The following is a 22569-nucleotide window of genomic DNA, read 5'->3' on the forward strand; positions in this document are numbered from 1 at the left end:
TTGGAATGGGATCCGACCCCGGCCGCGATCCTCAGCGACTGAGCACGTACTGGGCGATCACACCGGTGGCGATGGCCACCAGCAGCATGTTGCCGCGATCATCCCGAATCCACTGATGGCCGTACGGCGGGCGGCGCAGGTTGTAGCGCGGGTAGTCGTTCACCACGTAGACCGGGCCGCGGTAGTAGTCGCGGTAGCGGTGGCCGACCTTCCAGCCATAGCCCGGGCCATAGGCCGGGCGATAGACCACGCGCGGCGGTGCCGGGCGGTAGTAGCGATCATGGTCACGGTGCCAGTCGCGGCGGTCGCGTTCCCAGTCGCGCCGGGCCTCGCGGCGGTCGCGCTCCCAGTCGCGGCGGTCCTGGCGCCACTCACGGCGATCCTCGCGCCACTCGCGGCGGTCGTGGTCGCGGCGATGGTCGTTGTCGGCGAAGGCCGGGGTCACGGCGCCCAGCGCCAGCACAGAGGCCACGGCGCCGGCCATTACTCGATTGATGCGCATGTCAGACCTCTGCTTGGGTGGGTGGTGAGCCCATATTGCGCAACCGATCTGAACCGTTTCCGGCTGGAAACGCTTCCCGCTGCAGGACTGTGACGGAGTATTCAGGCCACGGCCAGCCTGCGCGGCTCCGGCCGGGCGCGGGCCGGAACCGGTTCCGGCTATAATTGGCGGTATTCCATTCCAGTCTGTGCCCGCTGCCGCAACGGGATGTTCCCGTGACGGGTCGGGCGCAGGGCCGCGCCTACGGAGACCGCATGTCCTCGCAATACATCTACACCATGAACCGCGTGTCCAAGGTGGTCCCGCCCAAGCGGCAGATCATCAAGGACATTTCCCTGTCCTTCTTCCCGGGCGCGAAGATCGGCCTGCTGGGCCTGAACGGCGCCGGCAAGTCCACCGTGCTGAAGATCATGGCCGGCGTGGACACCGATTTCGAGGGTGAAGCCCGCCCGCAGCCCGGCATCAAGGTCGGTTACCTGGCGCAGGAACCGGAACTGGACCCGAACAAGACCGTGCGCGAGTCGGTCGAGGAAGGCGTGGGCGAAGTGCTGCAGGCCCAGGCCGCGCTGGAGGCGGTGTACGCCGCCTACGCCGAGGAAGGCGCCGACTTCGACGCGCTGGCCAAGGAACAGGAGCGCCTGGAGGCGATCCTGGCCGCTGGCGACGCGCATACCCTGGAAAACCAGCTGGACGTGGCTGCCGATGCGCTGCGCCTGCCGCCGTGGGATGCCAAGATCGCCAACCTGTCCGGCGGTGAAAAGCGCCGCGTCGCACTGTGCCGCCTGCTGCTGCAGAAGCCGGACATGCTGCTGCTCGACGAACCGACCAACCACCTCGACGCCGAGTCGGTGGAATGGCTGGAACAGTTCCTGGCGCGCTATACCGGCACCGTGGTGGCGGTCACCCACGATCGCTACTTCCTGGACAACGCCGCCGAGTGGATCCTGGAACTGGACCGCGGCCGCGGCATTCCGTGGAAGGGCAACTACACCGAATGGCTGGTGCAGAAGGATGAGCGCCTGAAGCAGGAAGAGAACCAGGAAAAGGCCCGCCAGAAGGCGATCCAGAAGGAACTGGAGTGGTCGCGCCAGAACGCCAAGGGCGGCCGCTCCAAGGGCAAGGCCCGTCTGGCCCGCCTGGAAGAGCTGCAGTCACAGGATTACCAGAAGCGCAACGAGACCAACGAAATCTTCATCCCGCCGGGCGAGCGCCTGGGCAACATGGTGATGGAGTTCAAGAACGTCTCCAAGAAGTTCGGCGACCGCCTGCTGATCGACAACCTGTCGATGCTGATTCCGCCGGGCGCGATCGTCGGCATCATCGGCCCGAACGGCGCCGGCAAGTCGACGCTGTTCAAGATGATCACCGGCCAGGAGAAGCCGGATTCGGGCGAGATCGTGATCGGCCCGACCGTGCAGCTGTCCTACGTGGACCAGAGCCGCGACAAGCTGGAAGGCAACCACAACGTCTTCCAGGAAATCGCCGGTGGCCTGGACATCCTCAACATCAACGGCATCGAGATCCAGTCGCGCGCCTACATCGGCCGCTTCAACTTCAAGGGCCAGGACCAGCAGAAGATGGTCGGCTCGCTGTCCGGTGGTGAGCGTGGCCGCCTGCACATGGCCAAGACCCTGCTGCAGGGCGGCAACGTGCTGCTGCTCGACGAACCGTCCAACGACCTGGACATCGAAACGCTGCGTGCGCTGGAAGACGCGCTGCTGGAGTTCCCGGGCAACACCTTCGTGATCTCGCACGACCGCTGGTTCCTGGACCGCATCGCCACGCACATCATCGCTTTCGAAGGCGACTCGCACGTGGAGTTCTTCCAGGGCAACTACCGCGAGTACGAGGAAGACAAGAAGCGTCGCATGGGCGACGATGCCGCGCCGAAGCGCCTGCGCTTCAAGGCGCTGAAGTAAGAAAGGAAGAACGGCCGCGCTCTGCGCGGCCGTTCTGCATTCGGGTAGGTCACGACCGTTGGTCGTGACACCTTATTGTTGCGAGACGCCCCATGTCCCTGTTCGAACGCCTGTTCCAGCTGCAGCAGCACGGCACCACCGTGCGCACCGAGCTGCTGGCCGGTGTCACCACCTTCCTGACGATGTCCTACATCGTCTTCGTCAACCCGGAAATCCTCGGCACCACCGGCATGGATGCGGGTGCGGTGTTCGTGGCCACCTGCCTGGCCGCTGCGCTGGGTTCGGCGGTGATGGCGCTGGCGGCCAACTTCCCGGTCGGCATGGCACCGGGCATGGGCCTGAACGCGTTCTTCGCCTTCACCGTGGTCGGTGCCGCCGGCCTGCCGTGGCAGCAGGCACTGGGCGCGGTATTCATCTCCGGCCTGGTGTTCCTGGTGCTGTCGCTGACCGGTGTGCGGGCGTGGCTGGTGTCGGGCATTCCTTCGTCGCTGCGCTCGGCGATCGTGGCCGGCATCGGCCTGTTCCTGGCGATCATCGCGCTGCAGAAGTCCGGCGTGATCGTCGGCAATGAAGACACGCTGGTAGCGCTGGGCCCGTTGAATACGGCGCCGCCGCTGCTGGCACTGGCCGGCTTCCTGCTGATCGCGGTGCTGGAAGCGCGCCGTATCCGTGGCGCGATCCTGATCGGGATCCTGGCGGTGACCGGCGCGGGCTGGGCATTGGGCGACGTGCAATACCAGGGCCTGGTCTCGCTGCCGCCGAGCCTGGCGCCGACCTTCCTGCAGCTGGACCTGCCGGGCCTGCTGCACCACAACGGTGGCGCGCCGATCGCCGTGTTGCTGCAGGTGGTGCTGGTGTTCGTGCTGGTGGAAGTGTTCGATGCCACCGGCACCCTGTATGGCGTGGTCGGTCGCGCCGGACTGCTGAAGCTGCCGGGCGCGCAGAAGCGTTTCGGCCGCGCCCTGCTGGCCGACAGCACGGCGATCGTGGCCGGTTCGCTGCTGGGCACCAGCAGCACTACCGCGTTCGCTGAAAGCGCCTCGGGCGTGCAGGTGGGCGGCCGCACCGGCCTGACTGCACTGGTGGTGTCGGCACTGTTCCTGGCCGCACTGCTGTTCTCGCCGCTGGCGGCGATGGTGCCCGGCTATGCCACCGCACCGGCGCTGCTGTTCGTGGCCGGCCTGATGCTGCGCGAGCTGGTGGACGTGGACTGGAGCGACCTGACCGAATCGGTGCCGGCCGCACTGTGTGCCCTGGCGATGCCGTTCACCTACTCCATCGCTAATGGCCTGGCGTTTGGCTTCATCGCGTATGCGGCGCTGAAGGCCGGCACCGGCCGCTGGCGCGAAGTGCATCCGGCGGTGTGGCTGGTGGCGGTGCTGTTCGCGCTGCGCTACGCGTTGGAATAATCGGGGCGCGATGCCGGCCAGCGGCCGGCACTACCGGATGGTGATTCACCTGCCACCCGGGGCACGATGCCGGCCAGCGGCCGGCACCACCCGGCGCGGGGTTCACCTCCCACCCACGGTGCTCTGGGATGATGCGGGCATGGTTCGGCCCGACCTTCCCACGGATCCGTCTTCGCCGTTGCGCCGCCGGTTGCTGCGCGCGGCAGTGCTGGCGCCGTTGGCCGCTACGCTCGCCACCCTGCCCGGCTGTTCGCTGCCGGTGCAGGTGGATGGCACCTTCCTGCAGCCCTGGCGCAGCCATCTGCAGTGGGGCCCGGCCGACTGGCAACGTTCGTTGAAGCTTGCCCACGCGCTGGGCTGCCGGCAGCTGGTGCTGCAGTGGACCGGCATCGTCGGTGGCAGCGATGGCGACTGGTCGCTGCCGGACAGCAACCTGCAGCAGCTGTTCACCGCGGCCAGCGAGAACGACATCCGCATCCGCGTTGGCCTGCCCTTCCAGCAACGCTGGTGGCAGGCCATCGGCGCCGACGACGCCACGCTGCAGGCGTTCCTGGCCGACAGCCTGGCGCACGCGCGCAGCTGGTTGGCACAGGCGCCGTGGGCGCAGCAGCCCGCCTTCGGCGGCTGGTACCTGCCCTACGAACTGGAGCAGTTCCACTGGGCCGATCCGGCCCGCCAGCAATGGCTGGCGCAGTGGCTGCACGGGCTGGCGCAGGCCGCCAGCGCGCGCGGCGGTGACTGTGCGATCTCCTGCTACTTCAGCCGCCTGCAGACCGACGGCGACCTGGTCGCGCTGTGGCAGGCGGTGCTGGCACGGGCCGCGCTGCGGCCGATGGTGCAGGACGGCGTGGGGGTGGCCGGCGCCGGCAACGTGCAGCAGCTGCAACCGCTGCTCGGCCATTTCCGGGCACAGGGCATCGGGTTCGATGCGATCGTCGAACTGTTCCGCGAACTGCCCGGCAGCCCCGCCGACGGCAGCGCGTTCAAGGGCGAAACCGCAGATGCCGCGCGCATCCAGCGGCAGCTGGCGTGGGCGCACGACAGCGGTGCGCAGCACGTGCTGGTCTATGCACTGGAGCCGTGGCTGACCCAGGACACGCCGCAGGCCGCGGCGCTGCGACGACGTTGGGGCCTGCCTCAGTAGGAGAGGATGGCGGTGGCGAACAGGCCCTTGGCGCGCTGCGTATCACCGCCGCCGATCGCGAAGCGGTACTGCACGGTCAGGTCCAGGTAGGAACGCGGCGTGTTGTAGTGGTCTTCGCGGAACCAGTAGCGCACGCCCACGCCCGGCCCTGCGCCGAGTGACCAGCTACGCCGCGTATCGTTGAGTGCGAACGACTGCGCCGGGAACAGCGGGTAGCGGATGTCGCGCACGCGCGAGCGCTGGTCCAGCCAGTCCGCCCCCACCACCCCATACGGCGTGACCACCCAGTGGGTCTGCCCGGCACCAAAGCGGAAGCTGCGGCCGGCACGCAGTTCACCGGCAGCGAACCACTGTTCGCGATGCAGGCGCCCGTTGGCATCGCCCACCCGGCGCACCGGCGTGCCATTGGCATCGAGTGCGTCGAGGGTGAAATGCGCGCTGTTGTCATCCCACGTGTAACCGCCCTGCGCGTAGCCACTGACCATCCACCACTGATTCACGTCGGTGCGCAGGTCGGTGCCGTGGTAATAGCCGTAGGTCAGGTAGGACATCCAGCCACCGGAACCGCTGGCCAGGCGGTAGCGGGCCAGTGTGCTGGCTTCCAGTGGCGGGTTGCGGGCCAGCTGCAGGCTGCATTGCACGGCCGCCGAAGCGGGGTAGACATCGCCCGTGCGGGTGGCGCTGCCGAGGAACTGGCGACGCTCGATGCCGGCGCTCAGGCCGGTCTGGCCGAAGGCGTAGCGCAGGCCGAACGAGGCTATGGTGGACGGCCAGCCGGTGGTGGAACGCGAGCGGCTGAGCCGTTCGGCGCGCGCGCGTGCATCGGGCGTCGATTCGCCGGTGCACGGGTCCACGGCGCGGATCGACTCGTAGGTGCCACCCTCGTCGTACAGGGTGTTGAGCAGCCGCGCGTAAAGCTCCAGCGTGCCGTGCTGGTCATTGAAAGCCGGCGGGCGCCAGAACGCTTCAAGCGTGCTGAACACCGAATCACCCGGCGTACTGATCGCCGCGCCGCCGACATTGGTCGCCGCCTGGCGCGCGCCACGGAAGCCGGCCGAGGCGATCACGCCCCACTCGCGCGAATAGTTGGCGATGGCATTGCGCACGTTGTGGCGCTGGTGCGCATCCAGTGGCAGCTCACCGGCATCGGCACGATCAATGGCCGTCCGCAGCAGGGTCACCGCCTGCGGGTGATCGCCGTTGGCCGCGCTGGCGTAGGCCTGGTCAAGCACCACGCCCTTTGGTGCCCTGCCGGTGGCCTCGGCGGCACGGAAGTCGGCCAGTGCGCGCGCCGGCTCGTGCGCCTTCTGGTTGAGGTAGCCGCGCTGCATCAGCGCCTCCGCATCGTCAGGGCGCTGTGCCAGCGCCGCATCCAGGCGCTGCCGTGCTTCGTCCTGCTGGCTGCGGTTGCCTGCCGCCAGCGTGGTGGTCAGCAGGCCGTGCAGGCTCGCGTCGTCCGGTGCGAGCTGCACGGCCTGCCGCGCCTCACCGATGGCCTCGGCATAGTCCCGGCGCGCGTAGGCCGCGTAGGCACGCTGTGCGGCACCACCGTCGCCCTGCAGGTCGGCCGGCATCAACTCGCAACGGTTGCCGCTGTCGCCAGACTGGCAGTGCTGGAACGGCGCCGGATAGGTCTGCGCGCTCAAACGCGGACGCTCGCGACTGGAACGGACCGCCTTGGCGCGCTGCTCGATGCCCTGCTGCAGCAGCTGCTGCGCGCGTGCATCGCTGGCATCTGCTGGCAATGCCGCGCGCAGCGGCGCCAGCAGTGCAGCCGCACGTGCGCGATCCCCAGCGGCCAGGGCCGCATCCACCGCCAGCAGGCGCACGTTGCGCTGCTGCGTCGTTGAGCCCGGCATGGCGAGCGCGGCGTCGAAGTCCTCGTTGGCGAGCAGGCTGTTGCCCTGGCGCTGGCGCAGGTAGCCGCGCATCACCCGCGCATTGAGATCCTGGCCGTCGGCCTGCAACGCCTGGTCGGCACTGCGCTCGGCGTCGGCCAGCTGCCCCTGCTGCAGCTGCGCGGTAATCAGCAGCAACCGGTACGTCGCCACCTCCGGTGCCAGCTCGACAGCGGCACGTGCCTGCGCAACGGCCGCGGCATCATCCTGCGTGGACAGCGACCGGTACGCCTGCTGGGCCTGCAGCAGCGCGCGCTGTCGATCCAGCGCCACGCGCCGTGCGCGCAATGCCTCGACATTCGGCGCGCCCAGCTGCAGCGCGGTGGCAATGGCGGCGTCGGCCTGTTCGGGCTGCTGCTGTGCCTCCAGCGCGGCCACCCACAGCATCGCCCAGGCGCCCTGCGTTGGCTGCTGCCGGAAAGCCTGCTCGGCCTTGCTGGCTGCCTCTCCCATCCGCCCGGCGTCATAAGCGGCGTAGGCCTCGGTGGCCAGCGCGTAGGCCTGCTGCCTGGCGCGGTCTGCGCCGCTGCCAGCCACGCGCGGTGGGGAGGGTGCGCGCCCGCTCCTGGCATCCGGAGGCGTGCTGCGCGCAGCGGTGGCAGCGGCCAGCGCCGGCAACGCCGGATCCTTCAACCCCGCATCCAGTGCACGACGTGCCTGCTGCTGGGCCTCGGCACCCCGCCCCAGTTTCTGCAGCGCATAGATCTGCAACAGGCGCAGCCGCACCACGTCCGGGCGCAGCCGGATCGCTTCGGTGGACTGCTGGTAAGCCGCCGGGTAGTCACCGCGCTCATAGGCGGCAAACGCCTGCTCGGCGACGCGGTAGGCCGCACCGGACAACGGCAGTGCTGCATCGGCCTGGGCCAGCACCGGCGCGGCCGCCGTGGCCAGTGCCACGGCAATGACGGAGGACAGCAGCGTGGTCTTCATGCCGGCAAGGCTCCGGGAGGCGGCGACTGCAGCGCGGCCGCACGCCGGCGCTGTTCCTGCATGGCCTGGGCCACGGCGTCTTCGGTGGTGATGCCCTGCTTGACCAGGTAATCGCCGATGCGGCCGTCGCGCTGCGGCTTGTACGCGTCCAATGCGATCTCGAAGCGCGCGTGGTCGATCAGGCGCATCTCCACCAGCAGGTCGCCCAGCAGGGGCACGTTGTCCAGCTGCCAGTGCCGGTCGCCGCCGATCAGGCGCAGGCCTGCGTTGATTTCGCTTTCGCGGGCAATGCTCTGTTCGATGTGCTCGCTGCGGGTTTCCTGCTTCAGCAGCGCCAACGCTTCTTCGGGCAATGGGCTGGCCACGGCCAGCCGCAGGGTGCCCTGCTGGCGCGGTGGCAGCGGCAACATGCGCCATTGCACGCAGGCATCGGCACTGACCGGGAAGTGGCAGGCGCGCAGGTAGTCCACGTCGATCACCGCACGAGGCAGGTCGCCCTGGAAGGCGATCGCCTCGGCCAGCGTTTCATCATCCAGCCACCCCTGGGTGAGCAGGATGCGGCCCAGTGGCTGCTGCCGGCCGGCATGCTGCTGGTCCAGCGCCTGCTGCAGGCGCTCCGGCTCCACCGCCTGCCAGGTGGTCAACAGCTCGCCGAGCTGCTTGCGCGTCTGCACCAGCTGCGCCGCATCCGGGAAGTCGTGCATGGTCTTGTCCCAGACCATGCGCTTGCCGAACAGCAGGTAAGCCAGGAACACCTTCCACGCACGGGCGGTGGCCATGAAATTGATCATGTTGCCGACCACCATCCGCGGGATCGACATCAAGGCATGCTCCCAGCCGTACAGCCGGTTGACGAAGTAGAAGCGCTGCACGACGCGGGTGGCCAGCGCTGCGGTGGTCAGCAGCGCGACGTTCATCTGCCAGGTACCGGCCTGGAACACGCTGGGGAACTGCATCGTCCACACCCCGGACATCTTCAGCAGCCAGAACAGCAGCAGCTGCAGGAAGATGAGGTAGGCAATGATGCTGACGAACGAGGTGATGATGCCCTTGCGGTCGCGCGCCAGCAGGTACTTGGTGGCCAGCGAGCCACGCCAGCCCAGCGACTCCCAGCTCTGCAGGCCGATGCCCAGCACCCAGCGCGCCTTCTGCCGGTACGAGGCACGGAAGTTGTCGGGGAAGTACTCGCGCACGCACAGCGCCATCTGCTGGGTGCGCTCGCGCACCGGCCCCCAGCCGAACCAGGACGGGCGACGCACGCGGAACTGCACCGGGAAGCGGGCGAAGATCGACTGCATGCCCATCGCCGCCAGCCGCGCACCGACGTCATAGTCCTCGGTGAGGCTGTCGGTGTTGAAGGGCTGGTTGCCGGTCTGCGCGCTCAGCGCCAGCAGCGCGCGCCGCGAGAAGCAGGTACCGACGCCCGCCGATGGCACCATGCCGGAAACACTTTCACGCACGACCAGATCCTTGGCGTGCCATTCGGCGAATTCGTCCATGTAGACACCGGCAACCAGCTCATACCACTCGCGGTCCAGCGAGGTGACCGGCAGCTGGATCATGTCCTTGCGCGGCAGCAGGTAGTTGTAGAAGCGCAGTTCCATCGGATGCAGCACGTCCTCGCTGTCGTGCAGGATCACCCCGGCGAACTCGATGTCGTGGCGCTTCTCGTAGTCGAAGATCGCCAGGATCAGCCAGTTCAGGCAGTCGGCCTTGCTGGTCGGCCCGTCGTGCGGCACTTCCACGCGGCGCAGGCGCTTGTAGCGGCGACGCATGCGCTCGACCTCATCGATGGTCTGCTGGTCGTTGGGATAGGTGCCGACGAACACGACGTACTCGCGGTAATCGAGCACGTTGATCATGTTCTCCACCATCTGCGCGATGACGTCGTACTCCATCCACGCCGGCACCATGATCGCCAGCGGCTGCTGCGGGCGCTGCAGCAGGTCGTCCTGGGTCAGCGGCCGGTAGGCATCGCGGCGCTTGATCGTGAGCGCGCGCCAGCTCTCGCGTACCCAGTACCAGACATCGATGAACAGGTCATCGAGGCTGGAGATCAGGATCAGCACGGCCACCGCAGCCGCCGTGGTTTCCAGGGCGGCGTAGTAGTTGGCCAGCTGGATGTTCCAGAACAGACCGTCCACGGTGGATCAGTGCCCTGTGTTGGCGGACTTGCGGCGACGCACCTGGGTGACGCGGGCGGCCAGCAGCGCGAACACGATCACGCCGACCAGCAGCAGCAGCCAGACCATGTGCCGTTCCCACTTCGATTGCGGGTTGCCGTCCTGCGCGATACGCGTGCCGTAGGGATCGTGGCGGTCGAATTCGCGCACGGCATCACTGCCGTCGAGCACGGCGAGATCGCCCCGCAGCAAACGGAATGGGGCGCCGAACGGCGGTGACTGCGCACCGAGGTCGCTGTAAACAACGCCCAGCTGGCCACCGGACGACCCCACCTGCACCACCGCGGCACGATCCAGCCCGCTCACATCCAACAGCGGTTGCGGCTTGCCGCCGATCAGCAGGTGGCCATCCTTCAGGCCGGCCACATCGACACCGGATGGCGCCACGCCGAACGCCAGCCACGGCGCGCCCGGGCTGACCACGGCACCGGCTTCGACCACCTTCAGTTCCGATGCCTCCGGCGATGCGCCCACTGCGCTGGTCACCGCGATGACCTTGCCCAGCGAGGCCGGCGCATCCTGCAGCCAGGTGCCGGGCACGAACACCTGGTTGCCGCGCGACAGCTGGCTGCTGGCACCCACGAAGTCACTGCCCAGCGAACGCTTGGCCAAGGTCAGGTGGCTGCTGGGCAGGATCGAGACCGGATAGCCCGTGGCCGGATCGTGGCAGTAGGGACGCGCCGGCTGGCGCAGGAAGCTGACACGGATCTCGTTGCGTGCCGACAGCGCGTAGGCCGGCACCTTGGCCACCAGCCGTTGCGGCTGGCCGTTGGCCGACAGCACCTTGCCACCCAGCAGGTAATCGTTGAGGTAGATCGTGGCGACCGCGCCCTGCCCGGCCGCGTTGGGGGCCGCCGAGACATCGATCACCACCTGCTCGGGCAGGCGGCCATCGGCCGACAGTGCGCCGAGGTCGAAGCTGGCGCTGCGGTCGGCGCGGGTCACCACATCCATGGTGCCGGCGATGTTGCCGAGCCGGCTCAGCAGTACCTGGTCACCATCCAGTCTGGGCGTGCCCGCTGCGCTGACCTGCAGGCTGCGGCCCAGTGCATAGCTGCGCCACTGCTCGGCGAGCAGCCCGGCGACGTTACCCGCCGCCGCCGGGTCGACCACCAGCGTCGGACGCCCGGCCACGGCCACCACGCTGACCGACGCGTTGGCGGCGGGCTTTTCCAGGCCGCCCATGCCGGTGCCGCGCCACGCGGCGAACGCGGTGCCCGCATCGGCCCCCGCCGCGCCGACCTGTACGGCCAGCGCATCCAGCGCCGCACGCACGCCGGCGCGCAGTGCATCGCTGCCGATCATCACATCGGCGGCCAACGGCCCGCTGTCGCGCAATGACAGCAGCGCGCCGACTTCGGCCAGATCCCTGATCGCATGCGCGCGCTCACCCGTGGCCAGCGCGGCGTAGGCCGGCACGCCCTGCAGGCTGGCCGGGATGCTGATACCGGCCAGGTCAACGCTGTCCCCGACCTTGGGCAGGGCCACCACCTGCACCTGTTTGCCCCCGGCCTGCAACGCGGTACCGATGCGCCAGGCCGCATCGTAGGCCGGTGCCTGCAGCGCCTTGCCATCCACCAGCAGGCGCACCCGCGGTGGCAGCGCCCCCCACGCCTTGGCCACGGTATCCACGGCGCGGCCGTCGAAGCGGTAGCTGAAACGCGAGTCCGGCGACAGCCGCAGCACATTGGCCGGCGCGCTCTGGTCGGCGCACTGGTAATCGGACACGATCGACCACCAGCCGACGCCGACCCGTACGAAGCCGCTCTGGCGGGGTTCGCCATCGATGGCCAGCAGCTGGCTGGCATCGCCTTGGGCATCGGTGATCGAACGCGCCGCGATCGGGTCGCCATCGACCGACCACAGGCCCGAGGTGCGCCCGGCGTGGCCGCGCACATAGCGCCCATCCAGCTGCAGCTGCGCGTCGCGGGTGGCCACACCGGCCGGCACCGGCAGGTAGACCTCGCGCTGGCTCTCCTGCCCGCTCAGCACCAGTGGCTGGCGGAAACCGAGTTCGCGCAGGGTCATCTGCCGGTTCACCGTGCTGTCGCTGCTCCATTCGGTGAACTGGCCGGCGACGCTGTCGGCGGCATGGGCACTGCCAACCACGCCCGACAGGACGAACGCAGCGGCGGATGCAAACAGGGAAGAGCGGCCGGTCTGGGTCATGGCGTCACTTCGCGTGGATGGGGTGGACGGCGCCGCTGCTGCGGACGCCGGGCGAGAATTCGGGAAGGGGCGCACCGCGCAGGGCGGCGACGATGCGGGCGCTGGCGCGGCCATCCCCGTACGGGCTGGCATCGGGGTCGAAGCGGGCCGGCTGCGGCGGGCGTGCCAACACCGCGTTGACCGCATCGACGATGCGCGAGGGCGTGGTGCCGACCAGCGTGACCACACCGGCTTCGACCGCCTCCGGCCGTTCGGTGACATCGCGCATCACCAGCACCGGTTTGGCCAGCGCCGGGGCTTCTTCCTGCACGCCACCGGAGTCGGTGAGGATGACGTCGGCGCGCTGCATCAGGCGCACGAAGCGCAGGTAATCCTGCGGCGGCACCAGGTGCACGTTGTCGAGGTTGCCGAGGTGGGCATTGACCGGGCCCTGCACGTTCGGGTTGAGGTGCACCGGGTACAGCACCTGCAGGTCCGGCCGCCGTGCCAGCTCGGCCAGCGCACGGCAGATGTCCTCGAAGCCCTGGCCGAAACTCTCGCGGCGATGGCCGGTGACCAGCAGCAGCCGGCGGCCGGGGTCGAGCATATGGAAGGGTTCGTCGGCCTGCGCACGCAGTGCCGGATCGGCATCCAGCCGCTGCACGGTCTGCTGCAGGGCATCGATGACGGTGTTGCCGGTGACCAGGATCTGCCCGCCCAGGTGCTCACGGGCCAGGTTGGCGCGCGAGCCGGGAGTGGGTGCATACAACTGATGGCCGACCACATCGATCACCCGCCGGTTCATCTCCTCCGGCCACGGCCGGTGGATGTCGCCGGTGCGCAGGCCGGCCTCGACATGGCCGATCGGGATGCGGTGATGGAACGCGGCCAGGGCCGCGGTCATCGCCGTGGTGGTATCGCCATGCACCAGCACGTAGTCGGGGCGGACCTGCGTGTAGAGCGCGTCAAGCCGTTCGAACAGCCTGGAACACAGGCCATTGAGGGTCTGGTTGGGCACCATGACATCGAGGTCATGGTCGGCGGTGATCTCGAACAGCGCCATCACCTGGTCGAGCATCGCCCGGTGCTGCCCGGTGATGCAGACCACCGATTCGATATCCGCAGCGTGTGCCAGGGCGCGCACCAGCGGCCCCATCTTGATGGCTTCCGGTCGCGTGCCGAACACCGACAGGACCTTCACCGGAGCGCTCCCGAAAGCCGGCGCGGAAGGGGGCAAGCAGCAGTAGCCACGTCTGGATCCTTTCGGCGTTGCCGTCCAGCACCCGCAGGCAGGAGACGGTCACCTCATGAGGAAACTCCAAATTCGCGACATACATCACACTAAGGCGTCTGTATGCGCGTCGTGGCATCGATCTTCATCGTTGCAGGATCAAGACGCAGTCAACGCCGCCCGTGAGCCGGGCGACGTTGCGGCGGAGCGCAGCAGGGGCAGCCGCCGGGGCGGCCTTACTCGTACTGGATGGTGAACGTGGCCTGGCCGTTTGCGACACCCGCGCCCACCGTACCGGCCTGGGTCTGCACGTAGCGCGCGCGCAGCGGCAGCGCCATGACGCTGGTACCCGGCGCGGTGGTGCCAACGCTGATGGTCTGGCCAAAGCGCACTTCACGCTCGGTGCTGCCATCGCGCTGGACCATCTGGATGCCGATGCGGGTGGCACTGTTGCTGGCCGCGCTCAGCTTCAGCACGCCCGGCATGTTCGAGCTGTCCTGGTCGGCATCGAGGCGGATGCCGATCTTGCTCTGGTAGGCGGCAACGTTGCTGCCCTGGCAGTTCAGGCGGATCTCGAAGTCGCGATCAACGGCCTTGGAGCCGACACCAGTGAAGGTGGTGTTGGGCACACTGCCGAAATCGACGGCAATGTTGCGGCTGCCGGCCTGCACTTCACAGGTCGGGCTGACCACGGTGGTGCCCGAGCCCTTGAACGTCGAGGTCAGTACCGGGCGCCCGGGGCCATCGCCGTCGAAGTAGTAGTTGGTGAAGCGGCCGTTCGGCGCGATCACGCCCGAACCGGTCTGCGCAGCGGTCTTGATCAGCTGGATGCGGAACTGGCCACCGATGAGGCTGACCACGGAACCGCCACCGAAGTTGATCGAGTGCGGGTAGTAGGTCTGGATCGCACCCGAATCGCGGTACAGGCGGATGCCGACGCCTGCCACATCGGTTTCATAGACGTTCGAGAAGCCGGCCACGGGGCGCTTCTGCGCTGCGTTGACGTACTCACCGATCGAACGACCGCCGGTCCAGGAATCGCAGCGGGCAACGCTGTTCTGCTGGGTGATCGGTTCACTGATTTCCTTGATCACACCGCCGACCGGGGTACTGGGCAGGATCACGATCTGGCCCATGTCCATGGTCACGTCCTGGGCGATGAACCAGCTGTTCTGGATGCGGCAGGCGGCGCTGGCCTGCTGCGCCAGCAGCACGCCGCCCAGTACGGCCAGCGCGGCCAGCGCCTTGCGGCCACGGGAAGAAATCATCGGCATGCTGCCTCCAGCGGGATGAAGCCGGTCTTGGACGCATCGGCGCCCGCCGGTACCTGGTAATCAATGGTGCAGCGCTGGTCGGCACCGGCGCCCCACTCGACCTGCAACTGGCCCTGGTTCTTCTCGCTGCGCACGTACAGGCGGCCGCCCTGGCTGACCATGCCGACCGGCTGGCCCTGTTCGTCCTTGACCTGCGCACCGAACGGCATGCTGCGGCCATCGGCGTTGCGCACCTGGATCAGCAGCGCGTTGCCCTTGCGGGTGTCGAAGCGCAGGTAGCTGATGGCACCGGCGAACGGCGCGATGGACTGGCTGGTGCTTTCCAGTTCGACGTCGTGGGCCATGCCCTGCGGATCGAGGGTGACGGTGTTGAGGCGGTACGGCGACACGTACGGCACCACGGCGTAGCCGCGGCCATCGACGCGCAGGCCCGGCGCGTTGCTGACGATCGCATCGCGCGCGCCCGGCGCTTCGACCAGCACCATGGTGTCGCCGCGCTGCGGGGTGAAGGTGAAGCCGCCCGGATGCACGACCACGCTGCCGTTGGCACCGACCGACGCCTGGCGGAAATCACGCGAGTGGCTGTAGGTGGCGTTCAACGCCGAGTAGCGGCTGCGGTACTCGGCATTGCCGACCGCAGTGGTGCCACCCTCGCGGGAATCGGACAGGGCCACGCCGTAGCTGAAGTTGTTGTCGACGCCGGCCGAACCGGTGATGCCGACGCGGCTGTTGTCGTAGCCACCGCGGTCGCGCGCGCCAAGGTCGGCGCTGAACGACACCGGGTGGGTGCCCCGGCCCAGCGGCACGCTCATCGACAGCAGGTACTGGGTATCGGAACGGCCGAGCACGCCTTCTTCGGTGCGCAGCGCCGAGAAACCGTAGTTCACCGAGCGCCAGGCGTTGTTGTAGCCCACCTGGTACTGCTTGGAGGTGCCGGAACGGTCGTAGAAGTCACGCACCGAGCCGGTCACGTACAGCGCACCGCCACGTCGGCCCAGCGGCTGGTTCAGCGTTACCTGGAACTGGCTGCGCTGACGGCCACGGGTGGTCGGGTCGATGCCGCGCTTGTCCGAATCACGGCCATACAGCGCGTCCTGCAGGCTGTAGAAGCCTTCAGTGGAGTAGCGGTAGGCGGCCAGGGTCAGGTTGGTCCCGGTCTCGCCGATCATGTTGCTGTAGCTCAGCCGCACACTGGCGCCGGTATGGCTGCCGTAGTGGTCGAACGAGGTCCGTGCATGGGTGACGTCGGCAGCGAAGGCACCGACGCGCGTGGACAGGCCGACACCGTACAGCAGCGACAGGTAGCCTTCGCTCAGCGCGCTGCCGCCGTACAGGGTCAACTGGTTGCCGATGCCACGCTGGTAGGTACCCTGCACCAGCCACGGCTCATCGGCCAGCAGCTTGTTGCGCACCTGGCCGGCGGTCAGCGAGTAGCGCGACACGCCTTCGCGCAGCATCTGCGGCACAGAACCGAACGGCACCTTGAATTCGCGGCGGCGGCCGTCGGCCTCGATCACGCTCACTTCCAGGTCGCCGCCGTAGCCGGTCGGGTACAGGTCGTCGATGACGAAGCTGCCCGGCGATACGGTGGAGGAGTAGATCAGCTGCTGGTTCTGGCGCACTTCGATGCGCGCGTTGGTTTCGGCAATGCCGCGCACGACCGGCGCGTAACCGCGCAGCGAATCGGGCAGCATGCGGTCGTCGCTGGCCAGGCTGGCACCCCGGTAGCCGATCGAATCGAACAGCTCGCCCGTGGTGTAGGCCTCACCAATGGTGAGCATGCCGCGCACCTGCGGGATGCCGCGCTGCGCATAGGTGGCAATGCTCTGCCAGTGGCGGCCGTTGCCTTCGGACCAGGTCAGGTTGGCATCGTGGCGGAACTGCCAGCCTCCCAGGTTCAGGCCGGCGTTGAGGCCGAGGTAGGCGCTGCGATTGCGCTGCCCCCCTTCAACACGGCTGTCGCTGTCGATGGCGTTGAAGCTGTAGCCGACGAAGCCAGCGTTGATGCCGCGGTCCCACAGCGACGGATTGACGTAGCCGCGCGCCTCGCGGCGCAGGAACACCTGCGGGATGCTGAGGTCGTAGCGCAGGTTGCCACTGTCATAGATGCCATAGGCATTGGCCATGCGCCGCTGTACCGGCACGCAGCTGGTCGTGTCGGTCGGCAGCGTCGGGTCCTGCTGCAGCAGCACGGCCTCGCTGTCCACACCCATTTCTTCCAGCATCGGCAGCGGCAGGCAGGCGTCGACGCGGCCCTGCTCATCGGCCTTGAACTGCAGATCGCGACGGCCCTGCCAGCCACCGTTGACGTAGACGTCGACACGGTAGGTGCCAGCCACCATCGGGTTGCCATTGGTGAAGGAGGCCAGGTCGACCTGCTTGGCCTGGCCGGAGAGGAAGCTGGAGTTGAACTGGGCCGACTCGGGTGCACGCGCATTGGCCGCACCGCTCTGCGCCATCAGCGCCTGTTCGCCGAGATTGGCCGGCGCAGCCAGCGCCCATCCTGGGCAGGCCACGCCAGCAACCAGCAGGCAGATCGCCTGGTGGATCGACAATGTCAATCTGTTTCCGATCACACTGACATTCCTTCAATTCGCCGCACGGCGGCGGTGGCGGGATGCGCAGGCCCATGGCCGGCGCGGCGCGTTCAGCCCCCGGTACTGCCGAGGCGGACCGTGTGCTCCACCCGACCGCCGTAATCGTTGATGGTGATGAAGCGCACCTGGTCGGAGCCCGCCGGTGCGGTGAACTCCAGGCTCTGCTTCGGCGCGACCATGGCGCCCTTGTCCTCGACGGTCTTCTCGCTGCTGCCGGTCACGGCATGCACTTCGGCCAGCGTAACGTGGAAGGGGCTGGGGTTTTCCACCCGCAGGCGATCGCCCGTGCGGGTCCAGCGCAACGCTGCCGGCGCGTCGTTGGCGACGCCCTTCAGGCCCTGCGGCCGGTAGAACAGTTTCAGGCGCGAACGGAACGCGACCTGCAGGTAATTCTGGTCGCCGCTGTCGGCGTTGTCGGGCGACGGCGGCACATCCAGCACGTTGAGCCAGAACACCGACTCACGGTCGGTCGGCAGCTGCGCACCGGAGAAGATCACGCGCAGCGCCTGGCTGCGGCCCGGCTCGACACGCGCGATCGGCGGCGTCAGTACAAACGGGGCGTCGCTGTTGTCGGCGGTCTGGTTGGCGTCGCCGCTGTCGATCCAGGCCTGGACCAGCGCCGGCGAATCGCCCACGTTGTCGACCTGCACGGTCACTTCGCGCGCCTGCGCCGGATAGATCACTCGCGTGCCGTTGACCACCACGCCGGCCAGAGCGTTCTGGCAGAAGGGCAGCGTGAACGCTGCCAGCAGCAGCGCCCGGGGAAAGATTGCTTTCATCGGAAGTACTACGCTCGAGGGGTGTGGCCAAGGGCCGCGAAGCACTGGCCGGCGCTTACGCCGGCCAATGCGGGTACGACGACGATCAGTTGTAGATGATCGTGTACTTGACGCTGCTGGTGACGTCGCCCGGGGTGGCGGCGGCAGTGGCGTAGTACTCAGCGTAGTAGTTCAGATCGGCCGAGCCGTCGGTGCCGACGGTGACCCACTGCGAGTTGGTCTGCGCCAGGCCAGCGCCGGCAGCCTTGATCGGCAGGAACTGGTTGTTCGAGCCCAGCAGCTGCAGCTGCACGTTGGTGGCAGCGTTGGCCGAGGCCTGGTTGACCAGGCGGCCGCTGTTGAAGTCGACGGTCGAACCCGGCTCGAAGTAGGTGGCGACGTTGCCGGCGCTGCACTTGGTCAGGTTGATGGCGAACGGGGTACGGCCCGCAACGGCACCGGCGGTGGCCAGGGTGTTCTTGGACACGGTCGGCAGGGTCACGGCGAAGTCCTTGCCGCCCGGGGTCGAGATGGTGCAGGTCTTGTCGGTCACCTTGCCATTGAAGGTGATGGTGCCGTCGGCGGCGTTGGCGGCCAGCGGAGCGGCGGCCAGCATCAGAGCGGCAATGAGGTTCATCTTGTGCATTCGCTTTTACCTAACCCTACTGAAGAGATGAGAAGTAGAGGAGGAAGCAAGGAGCACTGCCGGGCTAACAAGACCCATCCTTGCGTCTCACCTGTGGCCGGACTCGGACATACCTCTCCCTGAATCCGTGACGCAAGTATAGGCACAACTGTGATGAAAGTCTCATTATTTTTCTGAACGCCAATTCATTGACGCATTAAATGTGACGTGCTAGGCGAAATCACAGCCTCGGGGTGCGGGGGATTTGACGCGGGGCCGGTCACGCTACAAACGACTGGGGATGTCGCATTGCGCGACGCGTTCGGCACGCGCGGAAACAGGCATTTTTCAGGGGGAATTTGGCTTCTTTGATGCGCATCACTCTTTCTTGGTGATGGCCCTAGCAGATTCGGAATCGTCCTATTAAAGGTTGATCGATCCTGTCGCTAACTAGGACACACCGAACCAGAGAACGTGTCATGAGGAACTCCATTCTGCTGTGCGTGGCCCTGATGTCCGTCAGTGCGCTGGCCCAGGCCAGCAGCGGCAGCATCCGTTTCAGCGGCCGTATCGCCGAGCCGGGCTGCACGACGAACCTGTCCCAGGGTGAGCTGAGCCTGGCGGCCTGCCCGCCGTCGGCCAAGGGTTCGACGGTGGCCGTGACGGCACTGGCCGATGGCCAGGCGGCGACGCTGCGTGACGGCAAGCGCCAGGGCCAGAAGCTGTCGGTGTCGGCCAGCGCGATGCGCGCCGGCGATATCGCCTTCTCCGAGCGCTACAGCGTGCAGGCTTCGAAGCAGCAGCCGCTGCAGGGCGCCTACCTGGTGGTCGTCGACTACCTGTAAGCCCTGCAGGCCGGTATTACTCCGGCTGCGGCAATTCGAACACCTGGCGCAGGTAGGCCAGGTAACCCGGGTCGTCGCACATGCTCTTGCCCGGCGAATCGCTGAGCTTGGCCACCGGCTGGCCGTTGCAGCGGACCATCTTGATGACGATGTTGAGCGGCGTCGGGCCGAGGTCATTGGTCAGGTGGGTGCCAACGCCGAACGCGACCTGGCAGCGACCGCGGAAGTAGTCGTACAGCCGCATCACCTTGGCGATGTCGAGCCCATCGCTGAACACCAGCACCTTGCTGCGCGGATCGACCCGGCGCTGCTGGAAATGCGCCAGCATGCGGTCGCCCCAGTCGAACGGATCGCCGGAGTCATGGCGCACACCGTCGAACAGCTTGCAGAAATACATGTCGAAGTCGCGCAGGAACGCGTCCAGGCCGACCACGTCGGACAGCGCGATGCCAAGATCGCCGCGGTACTCGCGCGCCCACGATTCCAGTGCCGCCACCTGCGAATCACGCAGGCGCGGGCCGAGCGCCTGGAACGCCTGCAGGTACTCGTGGGCCATGGTGCCGTGCGGGGTCATGCCATACAGGCGCGCGAAGTGGACGTTGCTGGTACCGACCAGCTGCGGGCCGAGCGCGTCGCGCAGCAGCGGCAGCAGGCGGGCATGCCAGTCACGCGAGTAGCGGCGGCGGCTGCCGTAGTCGGCGATGCGGCAGTGCTCGAAACCGGGGGTATCGCGCAGCAGCGCGGCCTTGGCCTGCAGGCGGCGCTCGCCTTCGGCGAAGTCGGCCGTGGTGGTGTTGCGGAACCAGACTTCGTTGATGATCGCCAGCAGCGGCACTTCGAACAGGATGGTGTGCAGCCACGGGCCGGTGATGTCCAGCTCGATCTCGCCGGGCACGGCCGTCGACGCACGCAGCTGGATGTACTTGCGGTCCAGATGGAACAGGCCGAGGAAATCGGCGAAGTCCGGCTTCACGAAGCGCAGGCCTCGCATGTAGTCCAGTTCCGCGTCGCTGAAACGCAGGCTGCACAGGTGGTCGATTTCCTCATCGATCTGGGCGATGTAGCTTGCCAGGTCGATGCCGGGGGTGCGGCACTTGAACCGGTACTGCACCTGGGCGCCGGGGTGCTGGTGGAGCACCGCCTGCATCATGGTGAACTTGTACAGGTCGGTGTCGAGCAGGGACTGGATGATAGGCATGGGGCGGATTATGCGCCCGGCGGAGTGAACCGTGGGCGCGGCGAGTGGAGCCACACCATTGCGTGGATGACCCTTTCCATGCAGCCGAGCGTGGGCTCGGCTCTACAACGACCTGCGCAGCAGGCGCGGCACCAGCATCAGCGCATGCGCCCAGATCGCAGCCCATACCGCCGCGCGCACCGGCAGCGAACGCTGCCTGGCCTCGAACTTCTGGAAGTAGCGCCACAGCCCCCTGTGCTTGTGCCATTCCACGAAGAACGGCCGCGAGCGGCTGGAGACACCGCGCACATGGGTAACCTGCAGGTCGTTGGCGATCGCTACCACCGCGCCGGCTTCGCGCGCGCGCCGGCACAGGTCCAGGTCCTCGGCGTGCAGGCGATAGCCCGCGTCCCAGCCACCGATACGGTCGAACAGCGCGCGCGGCATCATCAGCAGTGCGCCGGACAGTGCCGGCACCCGCTGCAGTGCCTGGTGCGGCTCACGCGGAACCGCCAGCTTCGAGCCCTTGCCGGGCGAACGCAGCATCCTCAGGAAATCCGGGTCGCGGCGGCGCACCGCCTCGTCGGCATGGCCATGCTCGTCCACCTGTTCAACGCCCAGCAGGCAGTCGCCCAGCGCTTCGGCGCGGGAGCGCAGTTCGGCCAGCGTGTCCGGCTCGACCATCAGGTCCGGGTTGATGAAGGCCAGCCACGGGCTGTGCGAGTCGGCCACGCCCTGGTTGTTGGCGGCGGCGAAGCCGGGATTGTCCGGGTTGCCGACGAAGCGCACGCGTGGATCGTGGCTGGCATGCCGCTGCACGATGTCCAGGGTGCCATCCAGCGAACCATTGTCGATCACCCGGATCTCGGCCACATCCTGCGCCTGGCGCAGGCGCGAGAGGCAGGCATCGATGGTGCTCCCACTCTGGTAAGTGACGACGATGGCGGCGATGGCAACATTCAAACGGGTGGCTCCGGCACTGACGGGACGAACAGGTCGCCCTGTTCCTTCGGCATTATCGCCTGCCGCATGCGCTGCTGCAGGTCGGCGCGCAGCCCGTGCAGCGGGTCGTGCATCAGGAAATCGGCCAGCCGCGGTACCCAGGCCGGCCAGCGCGCGGCCAGGGCCTCCAGATCGCCATCGCGGCTGACCGCCTCCCCTGCCCGGCTGACGAAGGCGGTCTCGCACAGCACGTTGCGCCAGCCAAGGCCGGCCATGCGCAGGCTGAGGTCGACCAGTGCCGCGTTCCAGCCAGCGTAGCTGTCCACGTCCAGGCCGCCGGCGCGACGGCGCGCGTTGCCGCGCACCAGCACCGCGTGGGTGACCGCCGATGGCAGCTCCGGGTGCAGCGTCGGCAGCGTCGCGCAGGTGTGCGCCAGCAGGACCGGGTCCTGCGGCTCGGGATTGATCTCGCCCAGCCGTGGCCACGCGGCGGTCTCGCCGGCATTGCACCAGGGGGTTGCGGTGGCGATCGCGGCATCGCGGGCGAAGGCATCCTGCAACTGCTGCAACCAGCCGGGTGATGGCACGCTGTCCGGCGCCAGCACGGCCACGTCCAGGCCATCGCAGGCGCGCAGCATCTCGTCCAGATGGGCGACTTCGCCCAGTGGCCGCGCGCGCCGGGTGTACTCGGCCTGCAGCGGCGTATGCGCCAGCCAGTGTTCCACCACCGCCTGCGCGCGTGGCCCGGTCTGTGCGTCATCGGCCAACCAGACCGCGGTCCCTGGCGCCGTGCCGGCATCCAGCGCGGCCAGGCAGCGGTCGAGTGCGGCATCGTCCACGCACAGCGGCAACAACACGATCGCCCCCATCCCGCCTCCGTGGTTGTCGGTGGCCACAGCGTAGCACCGGGAGGGTATCGGCCGGGTTGCACCCGGCACCCGCGGAGGCTGGAGCTGGAGCCGAAGCAACAGCAGAAGCCGGCTATCC

The 22569-nt window shown here is 68.0% G+C and carries 15 protein-coding genes and 1 pseudogene; 4 read left to right on the top strand and 12 right to left on the bottom strand.

All coding sequences use genetic code 11. The annotated features are described in order from the left end of the window. Window positions 1-31: 31 nt before the first annotated feature. Window positions 32-502 (bottom strand): RcnB family protein, encoded by a 471-nt coding sequence (locus ACUVWL_RS14420; protein WP_049408719.1) that lies wholly within the window; start codon window positions 500-502, stop codon window positions 32-34. 254 nt (window positions 503-756) lie between these two features. Here ACUVWL_RS14420 and ettA point away from each other — a divergent pair, with 254 nt between their 5' ends. The 3 genes from ettA (at window position 757) to ACUVWL_RS14435 (ending at window position 4974) form a co-directional block, all read left to right on the top strand. Further along, window positions 757-2421, top strand: coding sequence for an energy-dependent translational throttle protein EttA (gene ettA / locus ACUVWL_RS14425; RefSeq protein ID WP_005415249.1), 1665 nt, complete (start codon window positions 757-759; stop codon window positions 2419-2421). Window positions 2422-2513: 92 nt separating this feature from the next. Next, window positions 2514-3830, top strand: coding sequence for an NCS2 family permease (locus ACUVWL_RS14430; RefSeq protein ID WP_032962452.1), 1317 nt, complete (start codon window positions 2514-2516; stop codon window positions 3828-3830). 139 nt (window positions 3831-3969) lie between these two features. Beyond that, a complete protein-coding gene (locus ACUVWL_RS14435; protein ID WP_230548470.1) occupies window positions 3970-4974 on the top strand; it encodes a DUF4434 domain-containing protein in 1005 nt (334 codons plus the stop codon). Here ACUVWL_RS14435 and ACUVWL_RS14440 read toward each other — a convergent pair. The 8 genes and pseudogenes from ACUVWL_RS14440 to ACUVWL_RS14475 form a co-directional block, all read right to left on the bottom strand. After that, window positions 4968-7802 (bottom strand): NfrA family protein, encoded by a 2835-nt coding sequence (locus tag ACUVWL_RS14440; protein WP_445978487.1) that lies wholly within the window; start codon window positions 7800-7802, stop codon window positions 4968-4970. The genes ACUVWL_RS14435 and ACUVWL_RS14440 overlap by 7 nt on opposite strands. Continuing rightward, window positions 7799-9946 carry a glycosyl transferase family protein gene (locus ACUVWL_RS14445; protein ID WP_197606345.1) on the bottom strand — a complete coding sequence of 716 codons (2148 nt, stop codon included), beginning with the start codon at window positions 9944-9946 and terminating at the stop codon, window positions 7799-7801. Before ACUVWL_RS14445 ends, ACUVWL_RS14440 begins: the two co-directional genes overlap by 4 nt. 6 nt (window positions 9947-9952) lie before the next feature. Then, window positions 9953-12154, bottom strand: a complete 2202-nt coding sequence (locus tag ACUVWL_RS14450) for a cellulose biosynthesis cyclic di-GMP-binding regulatory protein BcsB (protein ID WP_227864474.1) — start codon at window positions 12152-12154, stop codon at window positions 9953-9955. Then, a pseudogene (gene wecB / locus ACUVWL_RS14455) lies at window positions 12151-13334 on the bottom strand (non-hydrolyzing UDP-N-acetylglucosamine 2-epimerase). The gene ACUVWL_RS14450 and the pseudogene wecB overlap by 4 nt, the downstream one beginning before the upstream one ends. A 266-nt stretch (window positions 13335-13600) precedes the next feature. Next, entirely contained in the window at window positions 13601-14638 is a 1038-nt protein-coding gene (locus ACUVWL_RS14460; RefSeq protein WP_049442171.1) for a fimbrial protein, read from the bottom strand. Continuing rightward, a complete protein-coding gene (locus ACUVWL_RS14465; RefSeq protein WP_445979170.1) occupies window positions 14629-17193 on the bottom strand; it encodes a fimbria/pilus outer membrane usher protein in 2565 nt (854 codons plus the stop codon). Before ACUVWL_RS14465 ends, ACUVWL_RS14460 begins: the two co-directional genes overlap by 10 nt. A 92-nt stretch (window positions 17194-17285) precedes the next feature. Continuing rightward, complete coding sequence (locus ACUVWL_RS14470) at window positions 17286-18014, bottom strand: fimbrial biogenesis chaperone (RefSeq protein WP_014645904.1); 729 nt, start codon at window positions 18012-18014, stop codon at window positions 17286-17288. Between the two features lie 85 nt (window positions 18015-18099). Then, window positions 18100-18639 (bottom strand): fimbrial protein, encoded by a 540-nt coding sequence (locus ACUVWL_RS14475; protein WP_014645903.1) that lies wholly within the window; start codon window positions 18637-18639, stop codon window positions 18100-18102. Between the two features lie 458 nt (window positions 18640-19097). On the opposite strand from ACUVWL_RS14475, the gene ACUVWL_RS14480 reads away from it, so the two are divergent. Continuing rightward, a complete protein-coding gene (locus ACUVWL_RS14480; protein WP_014645902.1) occupies window positions 19098-19463 on the top strand; it encodes a hypothetical protein in 366 nt (121 codons plus the stop codon). Window positions 19464-19479: 16 nt separating this feature from the next. Here ACUVWL_RS14480 and pncB read toward each other — a convergent pair whose 3' ends face one another. The 3 genes from pncB to ACUVWL_RS14495 all read right to left on the bottom strand — a co-directional run bounded on the left by pncB (window position 19480) and on the right by ACUVWL_RS14495 (window position 22451). Continuing rightward, window positions 19480-20661 carry a nicotinate phosphoribosyltransferase gene (pncB, locus tag ACUVWL_RS14485; RefSeq protein WP_014645901.1) on the bottom strand — a complete coding sequence of 394 codons (1182 nt, stop codon included), beginning with the start codon at window positions 20659-20661 and terminating at the stop codon, window positions 19480-19482. 102 nt (window positions 20662-20763) lie between these two features. Next, on the bottom strand, window positions 20764-21603 hold the full coding sequence (locus ACUVWL_RS14490) for a glycosyltransferase family 2 protein (protein ID WP_014645900.1): 840 nt from the start codon (window positions 21601-21603) through the stop codon (window positions 20764-20766). After that, window positions 21600-22451 (bottom strand): glycosyltransferase family 2 protein, encoded by an 852-nt coding sequence (locus ACUVWL_RS14495; RefSeq protein ID WP_046428748.1) that lies wholly within the window; start codon window positions 22449-22451, stop codon window positions 21600-21602. Before ACUVWL_RS14495 ends, ACUVWL_RS14490 begins: the two co-directional genes overlap by 4 nt. Window positions 22452-22569 lie beyond the last annotated feature (118 nt).

This window comes from Stenotrophomonas muris (genome assembly GCF_052751275.1).

Bases quoted from the DNA above. Each gene is read 5' to 3' on its own strand.
- ACUVWL_RS14420 (WP_049408719.1), bottom strand. From the start codon at position 502: ATGCGCATCAATCGAGTAATGGCCGGCGCCGTGGCCTCTGTGCTGGCG.
- ettA (WP_005415249.1), top strand. From the start codon at position 757: ATGTCCTCGCAATACATCTACACCATGAACCGCGTGTCCAAGGTGGTC.
- ACUVWL_RS14430 (WP_032962452.1), top strand. From the start codon at position 2,514: ATGTCCCTGTTCGAACGCCTGTTCCAGCTGCAGCAGCACGGCACCACC.
- ACUVWL_RS14435 (WP_230548470.1), top strand. From the start codon at position 3,970: ATGGTTCGGCCCGACCTTCCCACGGATCCGTCTTCGCCGTTGCGCCGC.
- ACUVWL_RS14440 (WP_445978487.1), bottom strand. From the start codon at position 7,802: ATGAAGACCACGCTGCTGTCCTCCGTCATTGCCGTGGCACTGGCCACG.
- ACUVWL_RS14450 (WP_227864474.1), bottom strand. From the start codon at position 12,154: ATGACCCAGACCGGCCGCTCTTCCCTGTTTGCATCCGCCGCTGCGTTC.
- ACUVWL_RS14460 (WP_049442171.1), bottom strand. From the start codon at position 14,638: ATGCCGATGATTTCTTCCCGTGGCCGCAAGGCGCTGGCCGCGCTGGCC.
- ACUVWL_RS14470 (WP_014645904.1), bottom strand. From the start codon at position 18,014: ATGAAAGCAATCTTTCCCCGGGCGCTGCTGCTGGCAGCGTTCACGCTG.
- ACUVWL_RS14475 (WP_014645903.1), bottom strand. From the start codon at position 18,639: ATGCACAAGATGAACCTCATTGCCGCTCTGATGCTGGCCGCCGCTCCG.
- ACUVWL_RS14480 (WP_014645902.1), top strand. From the start codon at position 19,098: ATGAGGAACTCCATTCTGCTGTGCGTGGCCCTGATGTCCGTCAGTGCG.
- pncB (WP_014645901.1), bottom strand. From the start codon at position 20,661: ATGCCTATCATCCAGTCCCTGCTCGACACCGACCTGTACAAGTTCACC.
- ACUVWL_RS14495 (WP_046428748.1), bottom strand. From the start codon at position 22,451: ATGGGGGCGATCGTGTTGTTGCCGCTGTGCGTGGACGATGCCGCACTC.